Source organism: Legionella rubrilucens, assembly GCF_001468125.1.
GTDB classification, from domain to species: Bacteria; Pseudomonadota; Gammaproteobacteria; order Legionellales; family Legionellaceae; genus Legionella_C; species Legionella_C rubrilucens.
In genome coordinates this window covers 47,170-67,959 of record NZ_LNYT01000006.1, presented here as the reverse complement: position 1 = coordinate 67,959, position 20,790 = coordinate 47,170, and the positions used below count along the sequence as shown (strand labels likewise).

The window sequence follows — 20,790 nt, the reverse complement described above, 5'->3', positions numbered from 1 at the left end:
GTGAGGAATCCGCCCAGGGCCTTGCCGTCGTCATTCAGAAAACAGAAAGACGCTTGCGTCGTCAGAGGATGTTATTTTCTGCGATGAATGTGATTGGCTGACCGCTGGTCGGTGGGCAGAATAGTGATTTCGGCAATGTTGACGTGTGGCGGCGCGGAAATACAATAGAAAACGGCATCAGCGACGTCTTTCGCCGAAAGCGGGGTAAAGTCCTGATAAAAGGTTTTCGCCCGTTCCGCGTCTTGCCAACGGACAAGACTGAATTCCGTTTCAACCGCACCGGGCGCAATTTCGCTGACTCGAATGGGACTGCCCATCAAGTCAAGGCGTATAGATTTGGACAGGGCTCTGACCGCATGCTTGCTCGCACAATACACATTGCCGTTGGGATAGATCTCCTGGCCTGCAATGGAGCCAATATTCACAATATGCCCTTGCTGCCGTTTCAACATCCCGGGCAGAACATGACGAGTCATGTAAAGAAGCCCCTTGACGTTGGTGTCGATCATGGTTTCCCAATTGTCGATTACGCCTTGCTGAACCGGATCGCTGCTTAAGGCAAGTCCTGCGTTATTGAGCAATACATCAATGCCTTGCCAGGTCATGGGCAAGGTTTCCACAAAGGTTTTGACAGCGACGGGATCGCTGACATCCAGACCATGAACATGATGCGCAATGCCATACTCGCTTTGTAATTGCGTTGCCAGGGCTTTAAGCCTGTCCACTCGGCGGGCCGTCAGAATCAATTGCGCCCCTTGTGAAGCAAAAAGCCGGGCGCAGGCTTCGCCAATGCCGCTGGAGGCACCCGTAATCAGGATAATTTTGTTTTTCAGACTCGACATCGCTTACCCCTAGAGTGTGGATTTTATCTCAACGCTCAGGCACTCGTCCGCCTGCTCATACTTTTTAAGGTGCATTAGTATGGAAGGCCATGCCATGCTGCCTGTTTCAGGCTGGTAAGCGGAGTCCAGCGTTTTCGAAAACTCGTTGAGTTTGTCCAATAAATAAAGAGCAAGTGAATGGTTGTTGTAGTGAGTATTCGATGAATTAAAAAAGTCGTCCAGCAGGTTAAGCATTTCACCGTATGATTTTTGGGAGAGGCTTTTTTCTAATTTGTCTGCCTTTTTTACTCCATAATGACCATGCCGAAACAAGGTGAGATAGCCGTTATCAATGCCTTGCCGCTTCTCTTTATTGTTATAACTTGTAATCCCATTGGCTATGGCAACAAAGAGTTGCCCGGTTAATTTATCAGGAGCTGCCTCTGCTTTTGTCCCTCGCGTGGGGAGAGTCCGTGTCGGCGGTTGAATGCGATCTTTATGATGATCCGGTAACGGATAGAAAGCAGAAGGAGTAAGAAACGTAATTCCTTGCTCGTTGTCTGATGATTCTGTGTCTGAATATCCCATTTCGTATCCTTTCCTTTAGGTCGCTTAACTGCTGATAAATAAAGCATGAATCTATCTATTTGAATTCTAAGAACAAATAAACGCCACAATTATAAATAATTCATTACATAGAGTCTAATGAAATATCGTATAACAATGACCTTTATTTTTATAGTGTCTTTCATGAGTGCGTCCGCAGACGAGCACTCGCAACAAGTGGAGAGTTTACGCAAGCCATCTTACACTAGCAAGCCAGTTTGGTTTCTGGATTACCTTGCTCGTTTTGAATAGCGGCCTGGTTGGCGTGCATGAAAAAGGGATATGCTCCTGATTTCTTTTCTTTTTCCTTTCCTTTTTGTTTTTCTTCATTAATGCTGGTCAGGCTTTCAAATAGGATGTCGCTGATCTCAATGTCAGCCTGGCGGAGTGTTGAAAGCTTAAGAAACAATCCCGGAGTCAGTGGCTTATTATGTCTTCTTAACCAGCTTAATGACTTAAGGGTGGTCAGGGTGAGATGATTTTCGTAAATCAGTACATCAATGTCTCTGCTTGGTAACTGCTCTTCAAGAAAAATCAGGTTTCGAGTAACCTCCAATGTGTTCGGCATGTTTTTGTTTAAATCGAGATCATTCCAGTAATTTTGAAAACGCTCATGCAGATTCTCGGCAAAGTTCAGGCTGGCAGTGGAATTGCGCAGGTTCAGTGCCAAGTCAACGTCAACCACAATGACCTCTCCCGTATCCAGACGGGTTAATACATTGCCACGGGTTGCCGCATCCAGCACTATGCGTCGGGTAGCCTGATACACTTCTACCACTTTATTGGCGGTCTCTTCGTCGGTGGCTGGGCGTGTATTAGCAATGTAGGGAGCTATCCAGCCTGATTGACTGGTTATGGCCTCAGGCAGGCCGGTCCGGGATGGCGAATTAATTTCATTCCAGAGCCTTACGCCTCTCTGATTATGACTTAAGGCATTGACGCAGGAGTCGTTAGAAAGCAGGGGATACTTAAGGACCCGATAAAGCCCTGCTCTATCCGGTTCCGTTGAGCGCCATACCCGATTGTAACTGCCGTTGCCCAAGGCAAGCCATTGCAGTTTTTTTGCATAGGCATCGACGTTTTCTTTTTCAGGCTCTGATTGTTTGCAGCTGGCGCCACCCGTCGGCACGGATTGTTTTTCGTGGGAGTTCCCCTCATTTTTCGGCATAATTCATATAATGATTTAAATTTGCGCTACTTTAGCAAAAAAAACGAAGGGATACTACCATGGCAAGGTTACAGTTTTATATTTACAACCAACTCACTCTGTGATGTCGTAGACTTAATGCGAATCACATCCTCAATGAGATTTTCCAGTTTGCTTTTAAAGCCAGTAGAAGAAGCTTTCCACTCCAATTCAGAGGTGGACAAGCTGATGAGTTTTTTGACATCATCTTTGTTCTTTAACACGGACAAGGCCAATTCGATAATTTGAATTTTGGATTTAAACGGTTCCATCGGTTGCGAGGAAGAGATTAATCGTTGGTTCACCGTGTCCAGCAGATATCGGTTGAGCTGATCAATCAATACCTCGGCGTCGGGATCAATCTGACTCTCCTCGATTTCGTCCTTGGATGAATAGGAGCGAGGAGAGAAAACCTCTCGTAGGTCCACTTTTTCAAAATCAATTTCTGCCACATTGTCAGAAGCCTTTCGGTCTTCCTTGGGAATGGCCTGACTGAGATCCACTTGACCTGATTTTGAGCGAACTCCGCCTATTTCTGCACCCAGACCGCGTGAGCCATTCACACGAACCCAATTAATCCATGCTTCAAGCTCAGGCGGTGCCTCTTTGATCCAGTTAACCAGTTTATTCAACGAATCGCTTCCCGGAACAGATGATGCACCCGGTTTCAGGCAGGGCAATTCATCCAGCATTTGCTCAATGAGCTCGTTGGTTAAAAAGTCCTTGTGAAATCGTATGCCCTTGTCGTTAGGGTAGGCTAAAGCGCATTTCTGGGCAGTACACAGCGCATAATAAAGCATGAGTCCCTTGCGGAAATCGACCAGATCCAAATCCTGCAGCAGTTCTTTCCTGACGCTTTGGCAGTGCTTCGTCAAATCGCGAGCAAAGGTTTCGTATTCGAGGTGGTCAATTTCATCAAAGGCCTGATCGGGGCCCGCCAAGTATTCGTCTCTGGGACTTGAGCGGCTGCTGCTGGATGTCGACGACGTTGTCGATGCCATTGCGTAGGATTCCATCGACGTATTGGACGCAATTTCCAATTCAATTGCTGGCGCGTACTTGTTATACAGTTTGCGGTAATTGGATGTGATAAACGCTTTGATTTTTTCGATATCGGGAAAGTCGTGATTCTTCGCAAGGTGCAGCATGTTTTGTCCATGCTCAGAGTCAAAAAAAGCATCCATTTCTTTTTCAGCCTGATCGGGTGTTAATCGTCCAATACGCGCAATTTCTTTTAATTGATGAAGCACCTGTTCGCTTCCCCCTTCGTGAGGAAGAAAAGAAAACGCAACATAGCGGATATCGGCATTAAAATGAGCCCAGTACACAGCAAAGGTTAAAATGATGTTATCCCTTTCCCACGGGGTTGGTATGAATTTTCTGCCTTCCTGCTGCGCGTAAAAACCAAATAGATGCTCATACACTTCAACCGGGGTAATGGGGCCGCCATTGGCTGTACGGTAGTGGTTGTGATTGAAAAAGGCTTCTTCAGCGTAGCTGTGCATTTCTTTTAAATGAAGGTGGTCGGTACCCCGGTAATACGTTTCACAGGAATTGGCAACACAGGCATGCGCTTTAGCGGCGGTATTAAAAACCTCATCGCGAAAGGATTGGTGGGTTTTATCGAAAGGGGCGATAAATGACCAGGTAATGACTGATTTTTTGACTTGAAACTTGATGGGGACCTGAATCATTTCCCCTTCATCAAACAACTCATACACTTTACCCTGTGTGCGGGTGAACTTGTGCTTGTCGTTGAGTTCACGCAACCGCTGGATATAACCTTTGCGGTCACCTTGGTCGAGAAGGGCTTGTAGACGCTGGGCTTCTTCGGTGTGCTTGAAAGTCCATTGTTTGGTTTGTTGCACGGTTTTCAGGTCAATACTAAAGGGCATGATTTAAATCATAATGAATTTAAAGTGACTCTATTGTACAAATTGAATCTTATGGGAAGCTTAAGCGGCGGGCATCGCCAGAGATTGATTTGTTTTTGTTCATATTAATTTTGCCTTAATGTTTCATCACTAGAATGCAGCAGTATTAATGGTAGTATCGGGGTGAAACATGTTTGAAGAAGTATTGCTCGACATTAAAAAAATTAACTTTGGTAAGGTAAGCAATGGTCAATCAATCTATAAACTCCTGACCGAGCATCAATTTGACAAAGCATTTTACCAGGCGTGCCGGCATTGCGGGGTAGACGATAATGAAGGCTTGAAATTAATAAAAATACTGTTGCTCCATCGCCAAGCGCTCGCCATTAATGTTAATTTGAAACAGCATTCGCACAGCCCATTACGATTGGTTGCGGATAACGGCAATATTAATCTTTATTATCATCTGGTTTCAGCCGGCGCAGAGGATGAGGAAGCCGATCGCATTATGGGTATGAAACAGCGTAAGGCGACTGCTTCTTTTGAGAAAGACCAGCATCCTGAATTTTTGCAGGAATATACCTCTCTCGAAAAGCAGGCCGTTGAGACCCTCCCAACCGATGCGGAACGGGTGCTGTACCTTATCAAATTGATTGATTTTCTGATCAAATACCATGACATTGCTGCTCGCTTTAAAAAAATGCCTAAGACGCTTTCCAGTTTGGCAATCCAGGCTATAAAGGATACACGCGATGCACAAAACCGCATCCTGATATCCAAAATGTGCTCCGTGATTCAAAAACTGTCCCCGGATTTGAAAAAAAGATTTGATAAGGTGCTTGAAGCATCATCGTTTAATTGGCTTGCGTTCGATCATCTTGGCGGCATCATGATTGAGCCGTCCATGCAAAAAGTGGCGAGCATACCTTTTTCCGCGAAGACAATCACCTCGTTAAGTGAAGGAAAATCAAAGCAATTGTTTGACAGCGCGGTCCATTTGATCGCCGAAGCGGGTGATTTGCAATTGCTCATTCCCTATGCTGCGTTGTCCATTGTTGAAAAAGATCTTCCTTCATTAAGGGATTTTTTTCACGGGGTAAGTATGGTTCTTACCGCACCTGAGAAGCCTGTCGCAGTTCCGAAACCTGAATTGACAGTCAGTAAATGCGTTATTGCTTACCTGAATGATATTTTCAGTCTGATTAAATTATTGAATTTGAGTCACGACACCAATGCGCGAATGAAAATACCGGTATGGCAAGAAGCTGATCCACAGCACCTTCATTTAATTTGTCGAAATTCTGCCTTTGATATTTCAAAAAAGGTTGGATTACATGCCGCTCTGCGCCGGCTTCAGAGCCTGGGTGAGCTCATCACCGGCAAAAATTTTTCCAAATTCTTAATTGATCTGGATCCAGGCACGGATTGGCGTGCTTTCATTGTCATACGCGATGCGATTACTCACCAGGACGAAAGGGATTTAAAATACCGAATAGGACAATTTCTAAGCAACAACGTTTGGCTGGAACAGGTTTTCGGCAAGGATTTACAGGAGTTTGGAAAAAAATTAAACCATCTCATCTGGTTACGCGAACAGAGTCTTGGAGTATACCTCCATGATCCGGAAACTTACTGGCAACACCTGCTAAAACGTGAGATGGTCAGTGTACAGAAGGGCAGTGAGGGCAGCAACAATAACTCGGGTAAACAGGAGATTGAGTCGAAAGATCCGTCTTCCAAACAGGCCTTGTCAGCAAATGAGAAGGAATTCATCCACTGTTTGGAACAGTTTAAAGCCACTCCGGACATTATTGAACTCTGCTTAGCCATTTTTGCAGGTCAGGCAGGGGTGGTTTCTAAAAAGCAAAAAGGGATGATTCTGCAATGTCTGCCCCGCAAGGAGTTAGGGGAAAAATACAAGGAATTAAGCGCCTTTTTGGACAAAGCCATTACCAAACCCTCCTTAACGCTCGCCGAAAGAGAAAAGAAACGGTTGGAAGAAAAAGAAGCCAGCGAGAAAAGAGAGAATGAGAGAGAAGCCAGGTTTCAAGGCTTGGAGGGCATTAGAAAATTAGCGAAATACCTGCTTGAGCCAGTAAAAAAAGAGCATCAACTCAATCCGTTGAAACGCATGGAGGCCGCCCTCGAATCCTTGGCTGACATGGAAGATTTTTTGATAAACGAAGGGTACTGGATTAGCAACGCACCGTTTAAATCGACCGCGGACTGGGATAAACAGCAGCAGGAGCAGGGGAAAGAACCTCTGTCAGGCCGCCTGGTGAAAAAGCCCACCCTGAATGATGCACTGGAATACAACATCGGCCAGGTCCTGCAACACCTGGAAACCATCAAGACTTACAAGGAAATAGCCCTTTGTCCTTTGATAGCGAATGCCTACGCTGAATTAAGAGCATTTCGAAATTATCTCGAGCACGGAAACCCGCTGGTTGATAATCAAAATGACGTTTACCTGCAGATGGACTACAGGGAAAAGAAAACGGCAGACATGGTTATTCGATTACTTATCGAATTAAAACCGGCATTAAAACGGGAGAAAATGAGGATAGAAACAGAAAAGGCCAATGCAAAAGAGTGGCACCCCGGCGTCATGGTGACAGCAAAAGAGGATGAGGAATGGACGAAGATCTGTGGTCATGGTAATCTGTTTTTTAATTCCCAGGTTAAAGCATTGGAAAAAAGTCAGAGCAAACTGGCGAGTTTTGAATTGCCAGGCGATAGCCCGTCTACAGGATTTTCAAATTAATCCCTTAGAGGGTATTTGACCCTTTAAAAGGCAACTGCAAAGTTGGCCTTTCCTGTTTATGTTTTAACCGGAGACTTTGCATTGCAGTCCGTGGAGAGACACTCTATAATCGCGGGCCTTATGAATTGAAAGGACAGAGCATGAACGCGACTCAAAACGATGCCTTAACGGCCGAAGAGTATACCAAAGCGATGAATTTTGTCGGCCAACACCTGTTGTCATCCCTGCAGCAATCGGTAGAGCAATTGCCGCAACCTTTGCGGAGCCGTCAATTGGTTGCCCAGGCGTTGTCGGCTTTTTTAACCAATACGATTTACAAACAGTACCCGCACAATCAGGATGCCTGCGAATACATGCTGGACGAGATCACGAAATTAGTGAAAGCGCAACTGAAGAGAATTCCTCAACCTCAGAATGCTTAAGCCATTGCCCGCGTTTAGTCCCTCTGCCGCTGTCGGCAGAGGGACCGTTAACAGGGGTTAACGTCTGAACGTTTCGGGATAGATCCAGTTTGGGATACTCTTCACACCTCTGATTAATCTTTTCTTAATAATTCGCCCTTATAATGTAGTGCATGTCGAATTGATGCTGTACGCCATGCAAAACTTTAAAACAGAATCGAAACCTGAACAATCGTCGGTAGACTATGTACCGGTTCCCCGCAAACCCATCAAAGGAATGAAAGAAGATCCCTTTTCAAAACGGCTTCGTCAATTTGAAAATCACGCCATTTTATATCCTTTCCCCAATCAAAGCGGGGTATACATCAACACCAATGAAAGTGGTGTTGTACAGACTGCCCAGACTTTGGATTTATTCCCTCGCGTGGAAGGAGGGGTGCACGTTGGTTTTTCTGGCTGGCATAATTTTGACATCATGGCTCAACGTTTATCCTCCAGAGGGTTAATCTGTGATATTAATCCTGAAAACACCTTGTTCTTAGCCACAGCCTTAAAATACGTGAGACAGTGTGAGGACCAGGACGCCTTCATTGAAAAAATGACTGCGTTTGTTAAAAAATACCATTATGGCGGCAGCAGGGATACGTCACGCTCCTCGGTTCTGGGTAAAATAAAGCCAAAAAGCATCAAATTTTGTCTTAATGTCAGTGACGAACCGCCTTATCCTGATCATTTCACTGTGCTTGAAGAGGTCGATTTGGAAAGGCGTCGTGAAACAAGCTGGCTTTACACGACCGAGCGTTATAAGCACATTCGCACATTGGCAGTGACCGATAAAATCGCTGTCATCACCGAAAGCATTTGTGCCGATAACGTGTTTAAATCCGTTAAAAATCTGCTGATTAATAATGCCATGCGTATTGATACGGTCTATGTCAGCAATATTGGCGAGTGGATGTATCAACCTGAGCAACGTGAGGCTTTTTTAGCAACGATTCAGTCCTTATTAATGGACAATGAAACCATCCTGATCGACGCTAAAAAACCGGAAGGAGTCGTTGCTTCACCTAAGCAACGATGCATTACCCGGGGTGCGTTAGTCAATTCAAACCAATGGAAGTCGTCCTTTTTTTCATGTCCAGAGACTGCGGCGGCAATTCCAGATACCGCTGCATTTTCATCCTCACCTACACCTTCTAAAGGAGAGGAAAACACACAAAGCGATGCGTTGCGCAGACTGAGTATGGAGGTCTAAACCATCAATCATTCTGGGTTTTGGGCATGACGTTTGGGTATTCTGTGCAATAAGGCCAGACGTCATTCCTTTTCCAGCTTATGGCCATCCAGTTGGCGTTCATGCCTTTCTTTTTCCAGCGTATCCCGTTTTTTCTCTGTTTTGGTTCTGCCAAATTTGATGCGGTTTTCACTGGCTTTTTTTTCTTTCTGAGAACGAATTTTCGCTTTTCTTTTTTTCTTAAGACTAATAATATCGGCCATGCTATTCCTGGCTATTTGAGCTAAAACGGTCTGTTTAAAAGTATGGCATAGGCTGATGGACAAATACATAAGCGAATCGGCCTATTGAGAGATAAAGAATCATGAAATTAAATCAAAGCGAAATCCTGCTGTGTAATCGGTTGACTCGCTGGCGTAATAATGACGCACGTTATCACTCCAAAGAAGAAAAGGCCTATTCGCTTGGAGCAGCCAGCGGGATGCTCATGATGTGGAGACCTTATGCCGGCTTGGAAAATGATTTATCGCCTGCAGAAGACAACCCCGGATTGCCGCGAGAAGTTGGCGCGCTGATAGGGCATTATTTGAATCGAGGCGATGCAGCAAAAATGGCTGAGACCTGTAAAAAAGCAAACAGCATGGCCAAGCAGATGCACAAAGAGTACGTTGATGAAAATGGTAAATCCTATGATGAAAACCCTTATCTGGTTTTTATTTAACTTGGCGATTTTGTAAAGAAAGGATGTGGCGGCCTGCCTGAGAGCGATTCATAATCGCCAGATCATGCCTGGCCGTTATTCAACTGAATACTAGTGCTGTGAGGAATTATTTAGGTTGAGTAATGGTCAGGGTATCTAAAAATACAGTTTGCATAATCTTGTGAAGACGGCGATGTTGATTCTCACCATTAAAAAAATAGAGGCTAAGCTTCTGATAGCGTTCTTCATCCGTTAAATTGTCTGTGGCATTTAAAATTTCACCGGATGCGGCGCTTTGACGCGAGAACCATTGCTTCTGACGTTGATGCGTATACATCGCCTTGATCCATAAAATCTGCTCCTGACTTATTTCCCTGTTTTTTGTCACTAACTGAAAAATGTCCTTTTTAATCGTCTCAGTATGGTTGTGCGTTGAAGGGGCTGTGGCAAAGGCTTGTTGCACAAATTGATCAAAGTGGCCATTAAACTGCGCTTGAGAGGGCTTTGAACCCACAAAATGAGCCAATGTGAAAGCTTGCCATAATGCCTCTTCTACGCTCACGGTCTTATTGTCCAACGCTTTTTTTATTTTCTTGATTTGCAGGTGAAAAAATTGGGCGTCGCTTTTTGCCTTCGTTCCCCCAAAAAAGCAATGAGCAGAATGCTTGGTTTGAGGAATTTTGAGTAATAAGCTAAAAAACTTCGGCGCGGATTCCCGCACAGAAGACATGAATTTGTCCTCTTTAAACTGCCGGTTTTTTTCTGCTCTTATTTTTTTTATTTCTTCAAGCTGGGCTTCATCCTGGTTGTTGGAAGGTTGCGGTTTCGTTGCTGGCATAGGAGGAAGTCCTGGCTTTGCAGGGGGGGGAGTAGGGGAGTTCAACCGTTGTTTTTGTTTCATTGCGGTGTACGCTTTGTATTCGGCTGTGCTGGTTACATCCGGGATTTCAGCCTTGGGATTTTCTTTTTTAGAGGCAGGAGTAGGGGTGCCTTCATGCACCTTGAGCTTGCTGCGCAGCGCTTCGGCCAAGTCAAAATGCCCGCCAAATATGGCGAGCTGTACCGCTTGTAATGAGGGTTGATACCCTTTGCTGATGAATAAATCAACGAGTTGACCATGGCCCTGTTGTGCCGCTTTTTCCAGTGGCCCTATTCCTCCAGACAAGTAACCGGTTATCCCTTTTTCCAATAACAGCGCGCAAACCTGGCAATTCCCTTTTTCTGCGGCATGCATCAAAGGGCCTCCGGTGGAATCAGCCCCAGCCTCTAATAAAATGGCGATGATTTCCAGGTGATCATGCTTGATTGCAGAAATTAAGGGGGTAATACCACGCCGTGATACATTGAGGTGGTTTTTAATGGACGTCATTGTCACCAAAATTTTAACAATTTCAGTGTAGCCTAAGCGAATGGCTGTCCAGAAAAGGTTCAATAATTCGTTAACAGGGCTTTTGTCTACCAGCAACTTCACCAAGGGGGCATGCCCGCCTCGGACGGCGATGGCAATAGGGTTTGTGTTCCACAGGTTGAGAAGATAAGGTTTGGCTCCTTTTTCCAGGAAATACTTCGCGGACTGTTCACAGCCTACCCATGCGGCCATTGCTAAGCCATCCCATCCATTTTCACGCTCTATGCCACTTTTAAGATTGTCTAAAATGCCGCGTTGGGGAGGGTACTCATGCGTTTTATCGGAGGGAATATCAAAGATTTTAAAACTAAAAGGCAGAAATTGGCATGGAACAGAACCGGCAGAAACTTGAAAGAGGTAATTAACCAATGCAGGAATGGAGGTAAACTCTTTCTCACCCTTGGGGCTGTTTGAATTGTATAAATAATAACGATTGCCACGCCTCATTAATCCTAATGCGTGATAACGAGTATAACTGTTGTCTGAAAGCACACTGTGGGTAATATTGATGAATTTATTCTCAGGAAATACGGCGTGGTTTTGGAGCAGTTTTTCCAATTGCTCCTTATTAAACATGGCCGCAATGGAGTATTCCTCCCGGAAAGACTGGTTACCCCGTCGCGTATCCTCTAAAGCACTCAAATTGCCATTGCCTACGCGCAGGAACTCATTGAGTTGTTGGAAAAAAAGCAGGTTTCCCAGGAAATACTCCATTTCCTTATCCAGTTTTTCATCCAATGGAGACTCGCCATCCCATAGGGACAAAGCGCTCAGCAGATCGTAGAAATAGACAATGTCATTTCGTGGGATAGGCGTATTATCATCCGTTTTGCGCACAGGTTGGTTGGTTAGACAATGAGAATAACCCCACAATGCGGTATAACCTGCACAGCAACCCGCATTCAGTTGTTTAATGACATTTTTGAGAAGCGTTTCATCATAATCTGTTTTTGAACTTAAATACTGGATGATTTTTTTATTCAGTCTGGTCTGGCTGATGTCAGCCTTGCTTGAATTTAAATTTTGGAGTAATTCAGCTATTTCTTTAGGTAACATTCTTGCTCGCTAAACCTGTGCTTCATGATCTCAAATTGGGCTATAGTACCATAATTTGGGCATAAAATAAGCGGACATGAGTCATTGTTGAAATTAAAATCACACTGTTTATTAGAAATAATAAAATCAACAAATAACGGAATTAAGGCAACCATTAGAAGTTGCCTGTGCGATAACTATAAACAAAGTGAATAATGCCTTTTCCAGGTAATCACGTTTGTGTCCTTCTGGGCACACCAAAAATCTCTGGCTTCCAAATGATGTTGCATTAGCCAGTTGAATCCACCGCTACACTTATCCACTAAGGTCTGATTATCAAAATAATCAGACCTTAGTGCGAGAAGGCTATGGGATTCTCCCTCGCTTATGCCTATGCTTGCAATATCATGAATTCAAAGCTTATGAGATTCAGCATCCACTTGAAAACATCCATGGATGCCAACCAGGGGCTAATTCATTCTGGGAATCGTTATTGATATTCCTTGATTTATGAAACCAATCTATGATCTCAGCCTTTTTTTCATCCTTAACGCCATTTTCTATTAAATAGTTTTCTAAAGAGTCTAGATCCTGATACCTCACCAGCGCATCGACATCCGCTGAGAATTTTACTGTTTTAACCCCGGAGTTTAAAATCCTTTTGCAATCTGGTATTACACACGCAGAGAATGGAGGTGAGCATAGCATTTTTATATATTGCTCTACAGGAATCTCAATGACCAGTTCTGGTGCTTCTGGTGCTTTAGTTTTAGGTGGTTCAGTTTTGAAAAAAGCCATTATTCGTAAATTATTATAATTTTTGCGGCAGTCTACTGTCTTTATCCCGGGTGAGCAACTGCTCGGGCTCAGGGACGTTTAAGTCCGACCCTCTCTGCGATATCATGCTTCTCAAGGCTTTATGTGAATCGGTTTCACGAAATCCTAAACCCTGGCTTTTTTTTATTATTTGATATTCTTCAGAGCCCCTTATCCTGTTCACGGTGTCCTTGAAATCATCCGAAGTAATGCAGTTTTCCAACTCGATTCTGAATTTTTCCAGAATTTTTCCTTTTAAGGCATCGCCAGTTAATTTTTTTTCCTCATTATCCAAAAAAAAGCAGTTTTGTGTCTTGCTTAAATTCAATGTGGCTTTAAACAGGTGGGTGCGATTCGCTTCGGCATGGGCATAGTGATTTTTAATAGGTCCCAATGTCGGGAATGCGGTATGAATTAGAAGGTATTTGATGTCATTGCTATTGACAGTACTCGTATCAATGCAATTAATGGTCTGAGATAGTTTCTCAGCCTGAGTAGCAGCCCAGGATTCTATTTCAGCCATTTTTTTCTTTTTAACCCCGTCGTCCAATTTATCCGATTCAGTGCAAGCGATGACAAGAGGTACTTCGTGTTGACCAGACCTCAATTCTCCCTGATAGTCACTTATTGCCTTTTGCAGATCGTCTAAAACCCCTGTGGGAGAGCTTAAATCAACAGTAATGACAGCAACTGCCGCCTTCGATAAGGGAGAGTTGATGCGATGCACGCCATGTACCGCCTGGTGTTGGTATTCCTTAAAATTAATTTTAAAGCGGTCCTTCCATTTTAATAATGGCATGGAGGGGGGTGGTGCTATGACAGAATTACAATAACGTTAATTAAACAAGTCGAAATGGCTTATATTGATTCCGCCGCAAACAATCACCAATATTGATTTAAATTCCTGAATGGCGGTATGGTTATTGTACACCAACGACAAAGGCGCCCCGCTGGATAACTCCACCAGTAGACATTGATCACGGGCAAATGCACGACTCCCCTGCTCAGCTTCATAATCACTGACAACGGTATTGCGAATGTCATGCTGATGGGACCATGCCAGCAAGCGTTCTGCCACCCGTTTAGCACCGAGGCTGGTGGCTTTACTGGTAATGGCAGGCAGTGTAACCCGTTCGCCTGCCCGCATGGACTGGTAAAAGCAATCCGCACCCTGGGTTTCAACTGCCAGCAAAGGCACATCCTGCCATCCTTGCTGATGCATTCCTTCAAGAACGCCGCAGGCTAAACCGCCACCCCCCACTGCCACGATGACCACATCCGGTTTGGCGATTCCCTGAGTAACGGCTTCCTGGATCATGGTGGCATGTCCCTGCCACAGGCTGGGGTGATCGAATGGCGGAATATAGGCACAGTGCCGGGTTTGTGTGAATTGCAAGGCGGCTTGATGGGCTTCATCCCAAGTGGAGCCGGCAACAATGACATCGGCACCACAGGACTTGATGGCATCAATATAAATTGAGTGACTGCTGGAAGGGATAAACACAGTGGTTGGAATGCCTAATTTCATTCCACAATAGGCCACTGCAATACCAGCATTACCTCCGGAAGAGGCAACAAAGGCGCGAGCCCCCTGCTCAACTTCCTGTTGGCATAAATGGCCTATGCCTCTTAATTTAAACGAACCTGACGGTTGTAATAACTCCAGCTTAAAATAAACTGATTTACCCAAGGTGTGATTTAATGACAGGGATTGTGCCAGCGGCGTTTGAATATGAAGTACCTGTGACATACTGCATGCTCCAATTTCAACATTGCCAGCTAATATATAGCAAGCTATGTTGCATGTCATTAAACTGTTGTGCGAGATTTCTTAATTCTTTTGGCCATTCGTTAAGTAAAATCCGCTCATCCAATTACTTTCAAAATCTCGTAATCGTTTTAGACCATTTTTATGGATTGTATAACCCGGCGCCAACTTTTGAAATCAACGGTTTAAAAAAATTGGGTTTCCTCTTCTGGGGTAGACTTGGTGAATGGCGGGTTATAGAGGGTGATATTGGGAAATAAGCTGTAGAGGTTGTTTTTCCAGAAATGATGGCTAAATTTCCCATGCTGTTTCCCAATTAAGGCCAACGTAACGTAATTTTTGGCGAGTAAGGAAAATTGGCTAAGGATTAACTCCATAATCTCTTTTGGGAAGTGGAACGGTAGTTTTTCTACAGGATCACTCATCGAAAGCTGCTCTCCCTGGCGGATGTTTCATAGGGGGTATTGCCTGAAACAACCCAATTATGCATCCAGTTCACTGCCTGATTGAGGTGGGCTAAAGCCGCAGAACTGTCGGCAAAATCCAGGACACTGTCGTTTTGGATATTCATCACCTTTAAATCAAGCATCGGAAAAACATACTGGTAGGTTATGCCATTATCCTTAAACTGGAGTTGATTATTGGTGAATAAGGCGATGTTGCCAATGGGACGTCCCATTTCCAGCAGGCGTTGAAGGTTCTTTTTATGCTGCTGGAACGCTTCATCCAGAGAGCCAGGGTTGTCTGACAAAAGGGCTTTTTCTGCCAATGTTTTGAGATTACCTGACAATTGACTGTTCAGGTTATGGTGAAGCTCAACCAGCGATGCAACTAACTGGTCACTGCCTTCCCGCGTGGAAACAAGCAGTACGTTATCTGTCTGCCCTTCTCCAGGCTCATTCACCATGAACGGGTTTAACGCCGAATCTGTCCTATCCGAGGGCAATAATTCATCCAGCTTTGAAATAGCCGTCTGGATATGATTCAGGGCCAGTTTTGCATTACCCAGGCTTGTTAAATCATCCTCAGCAATACCCAGATCGACAAGGGAAATTTTTGGTAGATAAAACCGGAGTATGTCTTTTTCCCGGTCAATTTCAATCATAACAGGGTTGCCATTTAAAGCAGAAAACCACACGCGTTTAGTGCTGATCTCCTTCTGGATTTTTGATTTATTAACCTGAAATTTCAAATCCAGATAGTACCGTTCTGTGGAAGAGCGGGTGCCATTAAGCGATTTAAGCGCTAATACGGCTGACTTATTAAGTTTTTTGTTAATGTCCGCCAAGCTTAAATGGGCATTGTAGACTATCCATTTGGCACTGTCGGGATCAGTAAAATAAATCGTTGCTGTGTGTGGGGATGCAGTGGCAAAAAGAGTGGATGATAAACCCATCAAACAAAGGGCCGTGAAAACGGCAAACTGCCTAAAACCTTTCATGTGAGATTCCTTTTAAATGAATAGGTTACAGCGCGTTAATGAGTGTGGCAGAAAAATAATAGGTAAACAATAGTGTGCCCGGAGCGGCAGTTACAATGAGAAAGAGTATCTAAAGCTCACAGCCCGCCACTGGCGGGCTGAATGAAAGCCTACTGTTTTGCTGGGCCAGGCTTGTTAACGGTCTCTAGTATACGAATACTGTCAACAAAACACTGGGTTTCTCCCCGCCAGGGGGCCACAAATTCCTCACAGTGATAAGTCAGTACCACGTGCCGGTTGTTTTCCATGGCGTAAATTGCTTTTTCGACCAGATCAGACTTGAATTGCCCTAAAGTGAAGTGAAATTCACGTCCAGTGGCACCGCTGGCATTATCCAAACCGCCGCGAATCAATTCGCCCTCATAAGTGCCCCACCACCGTCCTTCCTTGGCCACTTTCACAATAATACCCGATTTTTGACCTGATTGCGTTGTCCAGCAGCCTGCCAACAGGCTGAACGCTACAAGTAAGGGTAACATGAGTATTTTTTTAGTCATTATTCGCTCCTGATGCTGCAATCCCTGCATTATTGTTAAGTATAGGATTAAATACCAGTACGGTTACCTCTTTTTTAATTACTTGCCTCTCGTCTATGCTATAGATAAGAGAAGGATTAACTGGAAGATAATCTCATGAACGAACTGGACATTCTTAAACTTTTTTATGATGAAATTAAGGCACGTGGCGTCACCCGAAACGATGTTTTTTTAAACATTGATGAGGCAGCCGCTGCCACATTATCTGAAAAATTGAAACAACCGGTCAGTCTGGAGGAAGCCCAGCGTCTGACCGATGTCTGCATTGCCAATGAATGGCTTGAAAGGACAACGATTGATCCTGGCTACAATTTCCTCTCCTTAAGCGAAGCAGGGTTGCAAATCGTGTTGATTAATGAATACACCTAACCAATAGCCTGGATTATAGATTTTGATCGTGAATTTCGTGGAATTCCTTCCATTCGAAATCAATGTAATTTTCAAGCAGTTTTTTAATCTCGGCAGTAACACCCTGCATGGATGTAGACTCCGTATGAAATCGCTTTCTCTGGGTAGGCTCCGTATCAGCCAGACGGGCAACATACCCTTCGGCTTCGTAGAGTTTGGTTTGATTCTTAATTGGTTTTATATTGTAAGACACTTTAAATCCCTTATAGAGATATTCCACCATTTTCGATCCTCTCCTTCCTTTAAGGTCTTGCAGCTAACCGCCGTCAATATCGTCTGTGCCCAAATCATCCGGTGTCACCGTGTTGTCATCATCATGGATAACGGGGACGGGGTATTCGGGTTCGTCAGGGACATCCGGGCCAGGATTCACAGGATCGGTCGGTAAGGGACTGTCCGGATCAAGCGGGCTGGCCATACTTAACAAGTTATCAAATTGTTCATCCATAATAAATTCCTTTTCAATGGGTTTAGACTGCGAAAAGCCCATAGCTGTCTAATTATAGATCAAATAGAGTATTGTGTGGTTACTTTTTACGCCCTGAGCCGCCTGGCTTCTTGCCTCCACCCTCTTGTTTGTTGACAGTGGCCCAGGCACGGCGCTCGGCCTCTTGTGAAGAGACACCTCGGCGTTCATAGCCTTCTTCAATGTGCTCCGCTTTGCGTTTTTGCTTATCGGTGTATTTTGATTTGTCGCCCTTGCTCATGATGTCACTCCCTGATTGTAAATCTAACCATCAACAATGACCCCGCCATTGGGATGAATGACCTGACCGGTCATGTAGGAAGAATCATTTGAAGCGAGAAAAACGTAGGCTGGCGCCACTTCGGCCGGTTGACCTGCGCGTTTCATGGGAACCTGGCTGCCGAACTCCTGGACTTCCTCTTCATTGAAGCTCGAAGGAATAAGCGGCGTCCAGATAGGACCTGGTGCGACGGCGTTGACGCGAATGCCTCGAGAAACCAGATTTTGCGAAAGCGACCGGGTCAATGCCAGAATGGCCCCTTTTGTGGCCGAATAATCAATCAGGTGCTCGCTGCCCTTGTAAGCCGTCACCGAGGTGGTGTTAATAATGACACTGCCTTTTTTCAAAAAAGGCAAAGCGGCTTTAATCATATAAAAATAAGAGAAGAAATTAGTTTTAAACGTTTTTTCCATTTGTTCGCAACTAATCTCTTCCAGAGTGTCCTGCGGGTGTTGCTCAGCCACATTATTAACCAGTATGTCAAGGCGGCCATAACGCTCCATCGTTTGCCTGACCACCTCGTCACAGGCGGTGTAATTCTGCAGATTGGCTGCAAGCAACAGGCAGGATTGTCCTGTGTTTTCTATGATTTTTTTTGTTTTCTCAGCATCATCCTGTTCATTCAGGTAATGGACAACCAGGTCGGCGCCTTCCATGGCAAAGGCACAGGCGACCGCGCGTCCTATGCCGCTATCTCCCCCGGTTATCAGTGCGATTTTTCCTTGTAATTTTTCGCTTCCTTTATAACTGGAGGACAGGTATTCCGGTTGAGGTGTCATGATGGCCTCAATTCCTGGTTGTCTTTTTTGATGCTGAGCAGGTTGTTTTTCCATGATTATCTCCTGACCTGATTACTCCCCTGTTGAGATACCATCCTGGTTCGTGTTGGTGTCATCCAGGACATCATCACTCTCATCATCATCGTCATCATCCGTGCCGGTATTTATTGTATTTCCGGTGGCATTCGTATCGGGATCCGTTGAGATGCCTATATCCTTGGTTTCTGTCCCGTTATTAATGCCTGTCCCTGCTCCACTATTGGTTGTTGATGGTGTTGACGTTCCATTGTCATCGTCAGGCTGCGGTAGCGTGGGATCGGTTGGAGTGGTTGGATCAGTGGGCGACGGTATGGTTGGATCGGTTGGGGATGGTGTTGTCGGCGATGCCGGATTCACTGTCGTGGACGGCAACGTCGTGTTAGGGACATTGGTTGCAGCCCAAATTGGGCTTTGCACAACCAAAATGCCTCCAAGTAAAATAGTGATTGGAATAGTCCGTTTCATCATTCGTTCTCCTGTGACTCCTTCATACACGCCTCAGTGAGATTAAAGCGTTATGTTACTGGTTTGAGGTTTCTTTCCTTTGAACTCCAAATACGCCGTCAAGGTGTTTGGGGGTGGTGGATAAGGGGTTTCTATAAAAATATTAACCAATTTATTTAATGCAATCCTGATTTCCTTAAGTTCATCTGAAATATGGCACAGTTCCTGAACTGCCTGTACGGTTTCCTTAGAAATTTCCATATTTATCTCCGCCATTTTTAGTGAATTAACCTCATGCTCCAATTTAATTTCCCTATTTAAACTAAAGCATAATTTCGACAATTGTCAAACAAAACGGCCAATTTATGACCAAAAAATAGGCATGAAAGATTGATAAAAAATGCAAATTTTTCATCGGAAAATTTTAAAAAAAAATGATTATTTAGTTCTTTTTTTATTTGATTTAAGCCATAAAAGCAAGATTTTATCATCCGTAAGATGCGCAATTTTATCGTGATTTTTATTTGCCCATTCGCGGAGGCTTTCAGCCTTCCAGGATAAAATAATATCGGGATGGATATAGTTTTTCTGGCAGATGGCAGGCGTATGACCCATGAGTTTTGAAACCTGTTTAATGATGTCATTAAACGGATCAGATGCATCCTCGCAGGGGTTGTATCGAATTAAACGGCAGAGTGTTTCACGGCAGGCAATCCAGGTGCGAAAATCTTTGGCTGTGAATGGGTAATTGGTAATGTTTTTTAGATAAAAGTTTACCTCCTGGGACGTAACAACAGTTAATGAATTATTTTCATCGACGTATTTGAATAATTCATAACCCGATATTTCTTCGCATTTTTTTAATATTTTTATAATTCGACTGTCACTTAATATTATTCTCCATAATTTTGCATTTTTTCCTCTGAAATTAAGTATTGCTTTATTCCTTTTCAAAGAGAGATGTTTTTTCCTTAACGTGGTTAACCCGTACGATTTATTTTGTCTTGCATAAACCGCATTCCCTACCCGCACGTTGTAATGGTAAAGCAAATAAATAATGGCACAAATAACCTGCGCTCGATTCAATTGAGCCGGCTTGTTCAGCTCGCGGCTGATGTGGCGCTTGATTAGAGGCAGGGACTGGCCAAACTCAATCATGGTCGTGAATTTTTGCTGATTGCGAACTTTAAACCAGAGCGGATGGTAGCGGTATTGTTTTCGATTGTTTTTATCGCGGCCTGTAGCCTGAATGTGCCCATTTTCATAGGGACATATCCATACGTCCTGATAGGCTGGAGGAATGGCAAGTTTTTTTATGCGGGCCAGAACGTTTGCATCGGTTAATGGTTTACCCTCTTTAAAATAAATAAATTCCTCGCCCTGTTTCTGGCGCGTTATCCCGGGCATCGTGTCTTTGACATAACGCAGCGAGGCAAGTCGGGCAACACGCTCACATTCTTCCTCTGAATACAGTGATTCTGTCATCCTGTTTCCATTGTTGTGTTGCTAATATCAGTATAGTCGCCGGTACAACGCTATAATGAAAGAAAACAGAAAGGATTAGAACAATGCAAAACCCGGACAAACCCACTGAAATACCTGATTTTCCTCTGGAAGATCCCTCCCTGCCCAATGATGTTGAGCCTGGTCAGGACAATACCCCAGAGCCTGAACCTTCTGAGCGGGAAGAGCCCAATACTGAATAAGTGAAGAAGACTATACTTTAACAAGGTATCACGTTAATC

General features: G+C 44.3%; 25 protein-coding genes. 6 read left to right on the top strand and 19 right to left on the bottom strand.

Annotation, left to right across the window (positions count from 1 at the left end; translation table 11 throughout):
• Nucleotides 1-71: 71 nt before the first annotated feature.
• The 4 genes from Lrub_RS02535 to Lrub_RS02520 all read right to left on the bottom strand — a co-directional run bounded on the left by Lrub_RS02535 (nucleotide 72) and on the right by Lrub_RS02520 (nucleotide 4,508).
• Nucleotides 72-842, bottom strand: a complete 771-nt coding sequence (locus Lrub_RS02535; protein WP_058530638.1) for an SDR family NAD(P)-dependent oxidoreductase — start codon at nucleotides 840-842, stop codon at nucleotides 72-74.
• A gap of 9 nt (nucleotides 843-851) precedes the next feature.
• Complete coding sequence (locus tag Lrub_RS02530) at nucleotides 852-1,409, bottom strand: hypothetical protein (protein WP_058530637.1); 558 nt, start codon at nucleotides 1,407-1,409, stop codon at nucleotides 852-854.
• Nucleotides 1,410-1,632: 223 nt separating this feature from the next.
• Nucleotides 1,633-2,595, bottom strand: a complete 963-nt coding sequence (locus tag Lrub_RS02525) for a hypothetical protein (protein WP_058530636.1) — start codon at nucleotides 2,593-2,595, stop codon at nucleotides 1,633-1,635.
• Between the two features lie 68 nt (nucleotides 2,596-2,663).
• Nucleotides 2,664-4,508, bottom strand: a complete 1,845-nt coding sequence (locus tag Lrub_RS02520) for a hypothetical protein (protein ID WP_058530635.1) — start codon at nucleotides 4,506-4,508, stop codon at nucleotides 2,664-2,666.
• 169 nt (nucleotides 4,509-4,677) lie between these two features.
• Between Lrub_RS02520 and Lrub_RS02515 the strand changes: the two genes are divergently transcribed.
• The 3 genes from Lrub_RS02515 (at nucleotide 4,678) to Lrub_RS02505 (ending at nucleotide 8,907) form a co-directional block, all read left to right on the top strand.
• Complete coding sequence (locus Lrub_RS02515; protein WP_058530634.1) at nucleotides 4,678-7,251, top strand: hypothetical protein; 2,574 nt, start codon at nucleotides 4,678-4,680, stop codon at nucleotides 7,249-7,251.
• 140 nt (nucleotides 7,252-7,391) lie between these two features.
• Nucleotides 7,392-7,673: a hypothetical protein gene (locus Lrub_RS02510; RefSeq protein ID WP_058530633.1), complete on the top strand. Its 282-nt coding sequence runs from the start codon at nucleotides 7,392-7,394 to the stop codon at nucleotides 7,671-7,673.
• Nucleotides 7,674-7,848: 175 nt separating this feature from the next.
• Nucleotides 7,849-8,907: an LIC_10091 family protein gene (locus Lrub_RS02505; RefSeq protein ID WP_133134076.1), complete on the top strand. Its 1,059-nt coding sequence runs from the start codon at nucleotides 7,849-7,851 to the stop codon at nucleotides 8,905-8,907.
• Nucleotides 8,908-8,969: 62 nt separating this feature from the next.
• Here the strand turns inward: Lrub_RS02505 and Lrub_RS02500 are convergent, their stop codons facing one another.
• Nucleotides 8,970-9,149, bottom strand: coding sequence for a DUF4169 family protein (locus tag Lrub_RS02500; RefSeq protein WP_058530631.1), 180 nt, complete (start codon nucleotides 9,147-9,149; stop codon nucleotides 8,970-8,972).
• Between the two features lie 101 nt (nucleotides 9,150-9,250).
• Here Lrub_RS02500 and Lrub_RS02495 point away from each other — a divergent pair, with 101 nt between their 5' ends.
• On the top strand, nucleotides 9,251-9,607 hold the full coding sequence (locus tag Lrub_RS02495; protein ID WP_058530630.1) for a hypothetical protein: 357 nt from the start codon (nucleotides 9,251-9,253) through the stop codon (nucleotides 9,605-9,607).
• Nucleotides 9,608-9,713: 106 nt separating this feature from the next.
• Here the strand turns inward: Lrub_RS02495 and Lrub_RS02490 are convergent, their stop codons facing one another.
• The 7 genes from Lrub_RS02490 to Lrub_RS02460 form a co-directional block, all read right to left on the bottom strand.
• Entirely contained in the window at nucleotides 9,714-12,050 is a 2,337-nt protein-coding gene (locus tag Lrub_RS02490; RefSeq protein WP_058530629.1) for an ankyrin repeat domain-containing protein, read from the bottom strand.
• A gap of 408 nt (nucleotides 12,051-12,458) precedes the next feature.
• Complete coding sequence (locus tag Lrub_RS02485) at nucleotides 12,459-12,827, bottom strand: hypothetical protein (protein WP_058530628.1); 369 nt, start codon at nucleotides 12,825-12,827, stop codon at nucleotides 12,459-12,461.
• Nucleotides 12,828-12,840: 13 nt separating this feature from the next.
• On the bottom strand, nucleotides 12,841-13,644 hold the full coding sequence (locus Lrub_RS02480) for a hypothetical protein (RefSeq protein WP_058530627.1): 804 nt from the start codon (nucleotides 13,642-13,644) through the stop codon (nucleotides 12,841-12,843).
• A 36-nt stretch (nucleotides 13,645-13,680) separates the two neighbouring features.
• Nucleotides 13,681-14,595 carry a pyridoxal-phosphate dependent enzyme gene (locus Lrub_RS02475; RefSeq protein ID WP_058530626.1) on the bottom strand — a complete coding sequence of 305 codons (915 nt, stop codon included), beginning with the start codon at nucleotides 14,593-14,595 and terminating at the stop codon, nucleotides 13,681-13,683.
• Between the two features lie 203 nt (nucleotides 14,596-14,798).
• Nucleotides 14,799-15,038: a hypothetical protein gene (locus Lrub_RS02470; protein WP_058530625.1), complete on the bottom strand. Its 240-nt coding sequence runs from the start codon at nucleotides 15,036-15,038 to the stop codon at nucleotides 14,799-14,801.
• Nucleotides 15,035-16,054, bottom strand: coding sequence for a hypothetical protein (locus tag Lrub_RS02465; RefSeq protein ID WP_058530624.1), 1,020 nt, complete (start codon nucleotides 16,052-16,054; stop codon nucleotides 15,035-15,037). Before Lrub_RS02465 ends, Lrub_RS02470 begins: the two co-directional genes overlap by 4 nt.
• Nucleotides 16,055-16,203: 149 nt before the next feature.
• Complete coding sequence (locus tag Lrub_RS02460; protein WP_058530623.1) at nucleotides 16,204-16,590, bottom strand: hypothetical protein; 387 nt, start codon at nucleotides 16,588-16,590, stop codon at nucleotides 16,204-16,206.
• 135 nt (nucleotides 16,591-16,725) lie between these two features.
• Between Lrub_RS02460 and Lrub_RS02455 the strand changes: the two genes are divergently transcribed.
• On the top strand, nucleotides 16,726-16,998 hold the full coding sequence (locus tag Lrub_RS02455) for a hypothetical protein (protein WP_058530622.1): 273 nt from the start codon (nucleotides 16,726-16,728) through the stop codon (nucleotides 16,996-16,998).
• Between the two features lie 13 nt (nucleotides 16,999-17,011).
• Here Lrub_RS02455 and Lrub_RS02450 read toward each other — a convergent pair whose 3' ends face one another.
• From Lrub_RS02450 to Lrub_RS02420, 7 genes are all read right to left on the bottom strand, one after another.
• A complete protein-coding gene (locus Lrub_RS02450; protein WP_058530621.1) occupies nucleotides 17,012-17,260 on the bottom strand; it encodes a hypothetical protein in 249 nt (82 codons plus the stop codon).
• A 33-nt stretch (nucleotides 17,261-17,293) separates the two neighbouring features.
• Nucleotides 17,294-17,485 carry a hypothetical protein gene (locus Lrub_RS02445; RefSeq protein ID WP_058530620.1) on the bottom strand — a complete coding sequence of 64 codons (192 nt, stop codon included), beginning with the start codon at nucleotides 17,483-17,485 and terminating at the stop codon, nucleotides 17,294-17,296.
• 79 nt (nucleotides 17,486-17,564) lie between these two features.
• A complete protein-coding gene (locus Lrub_RS02440; RefSeq protein ID WP_058530619.1) occupies nucleotides 17,565-17,744 on the bottom strand; it encodes a hypothetical protein in 180 nt (59 codons plus the stop codon).
• A 23-nt stretch (nucleotides 17,745-17,767) separates the two neighbouring features.
• Nucleotides 17,768-18,616, bottom strand: coding sequence for an SDR family oxidoreductase (locus Lrub_RS02435; protein ID WP_058530618.1), 849 nt, complete (start codon nucleotides 18,614-18,616; stop codon nucleotides 17,768-17,770).
• 18 nt (nucleotides 18,617-18,634) lie between these two features.
• The gene (locus Lrub_RS02430) at nucleotides 18,635-19,069 is read right to left on the bottom strand and encodes a hypothetical protein (protein WP_058530617.1); all 435 of its coding nucleotides are present in this window, start codon (nucleotides 19,067-19,069) and stop codon (nucleotides 18,635-18,637) included.
• A gap of 39 nt (nucleotides 19,070-19,108) precedes the next feature.
• Nucleotides 19,109-19,348 carry a hypothetical protein gene (locus Lrub_RS02425; RefSeq protein ID WP_133134075.1) on the bottom strand — a complete coding sequence of 80 codons (240 nt, stop codon included), beginning with the start codon at nucleotides 19,346-19,348 and terminating at the stop codon, nucleotides 19,109-19,111.
• Between the two features lie 135 nt (nucleotides 19,349-19,483).
• Nucleotides 19,484-20,530 carry a DNA topoisomerase IB gene (locus Lrub_RS02420; RefSeq protein WP_058530615.1) on the bottom strand — a complete coding sequence of 349 codons (1,047 nt, stop codon included), beginning with the start codon at nucleotides 20,528-20,530 and terminating at the stop codon, nucleotides 19,484-19,486.
• An 83-nt stretch (nucleotides 20,531-20,613) separates the two neighbouring features.
• Between Lrub_RS02420 and Lrub_RS14935 the strand changes: the two genes are divergently transcribed.
• A complete protein-coding gene (locus Lrub_RS14935) occupies nucleotides 20,614-20,751 on the top strand; it encodes a hypothetical protein (RefSeq protein WP_164480552.1) in 138 nt (45 codons plus the stop codon).
• Nucleotides 20,752-20,790: the final 39 nt, after the last annotated feature.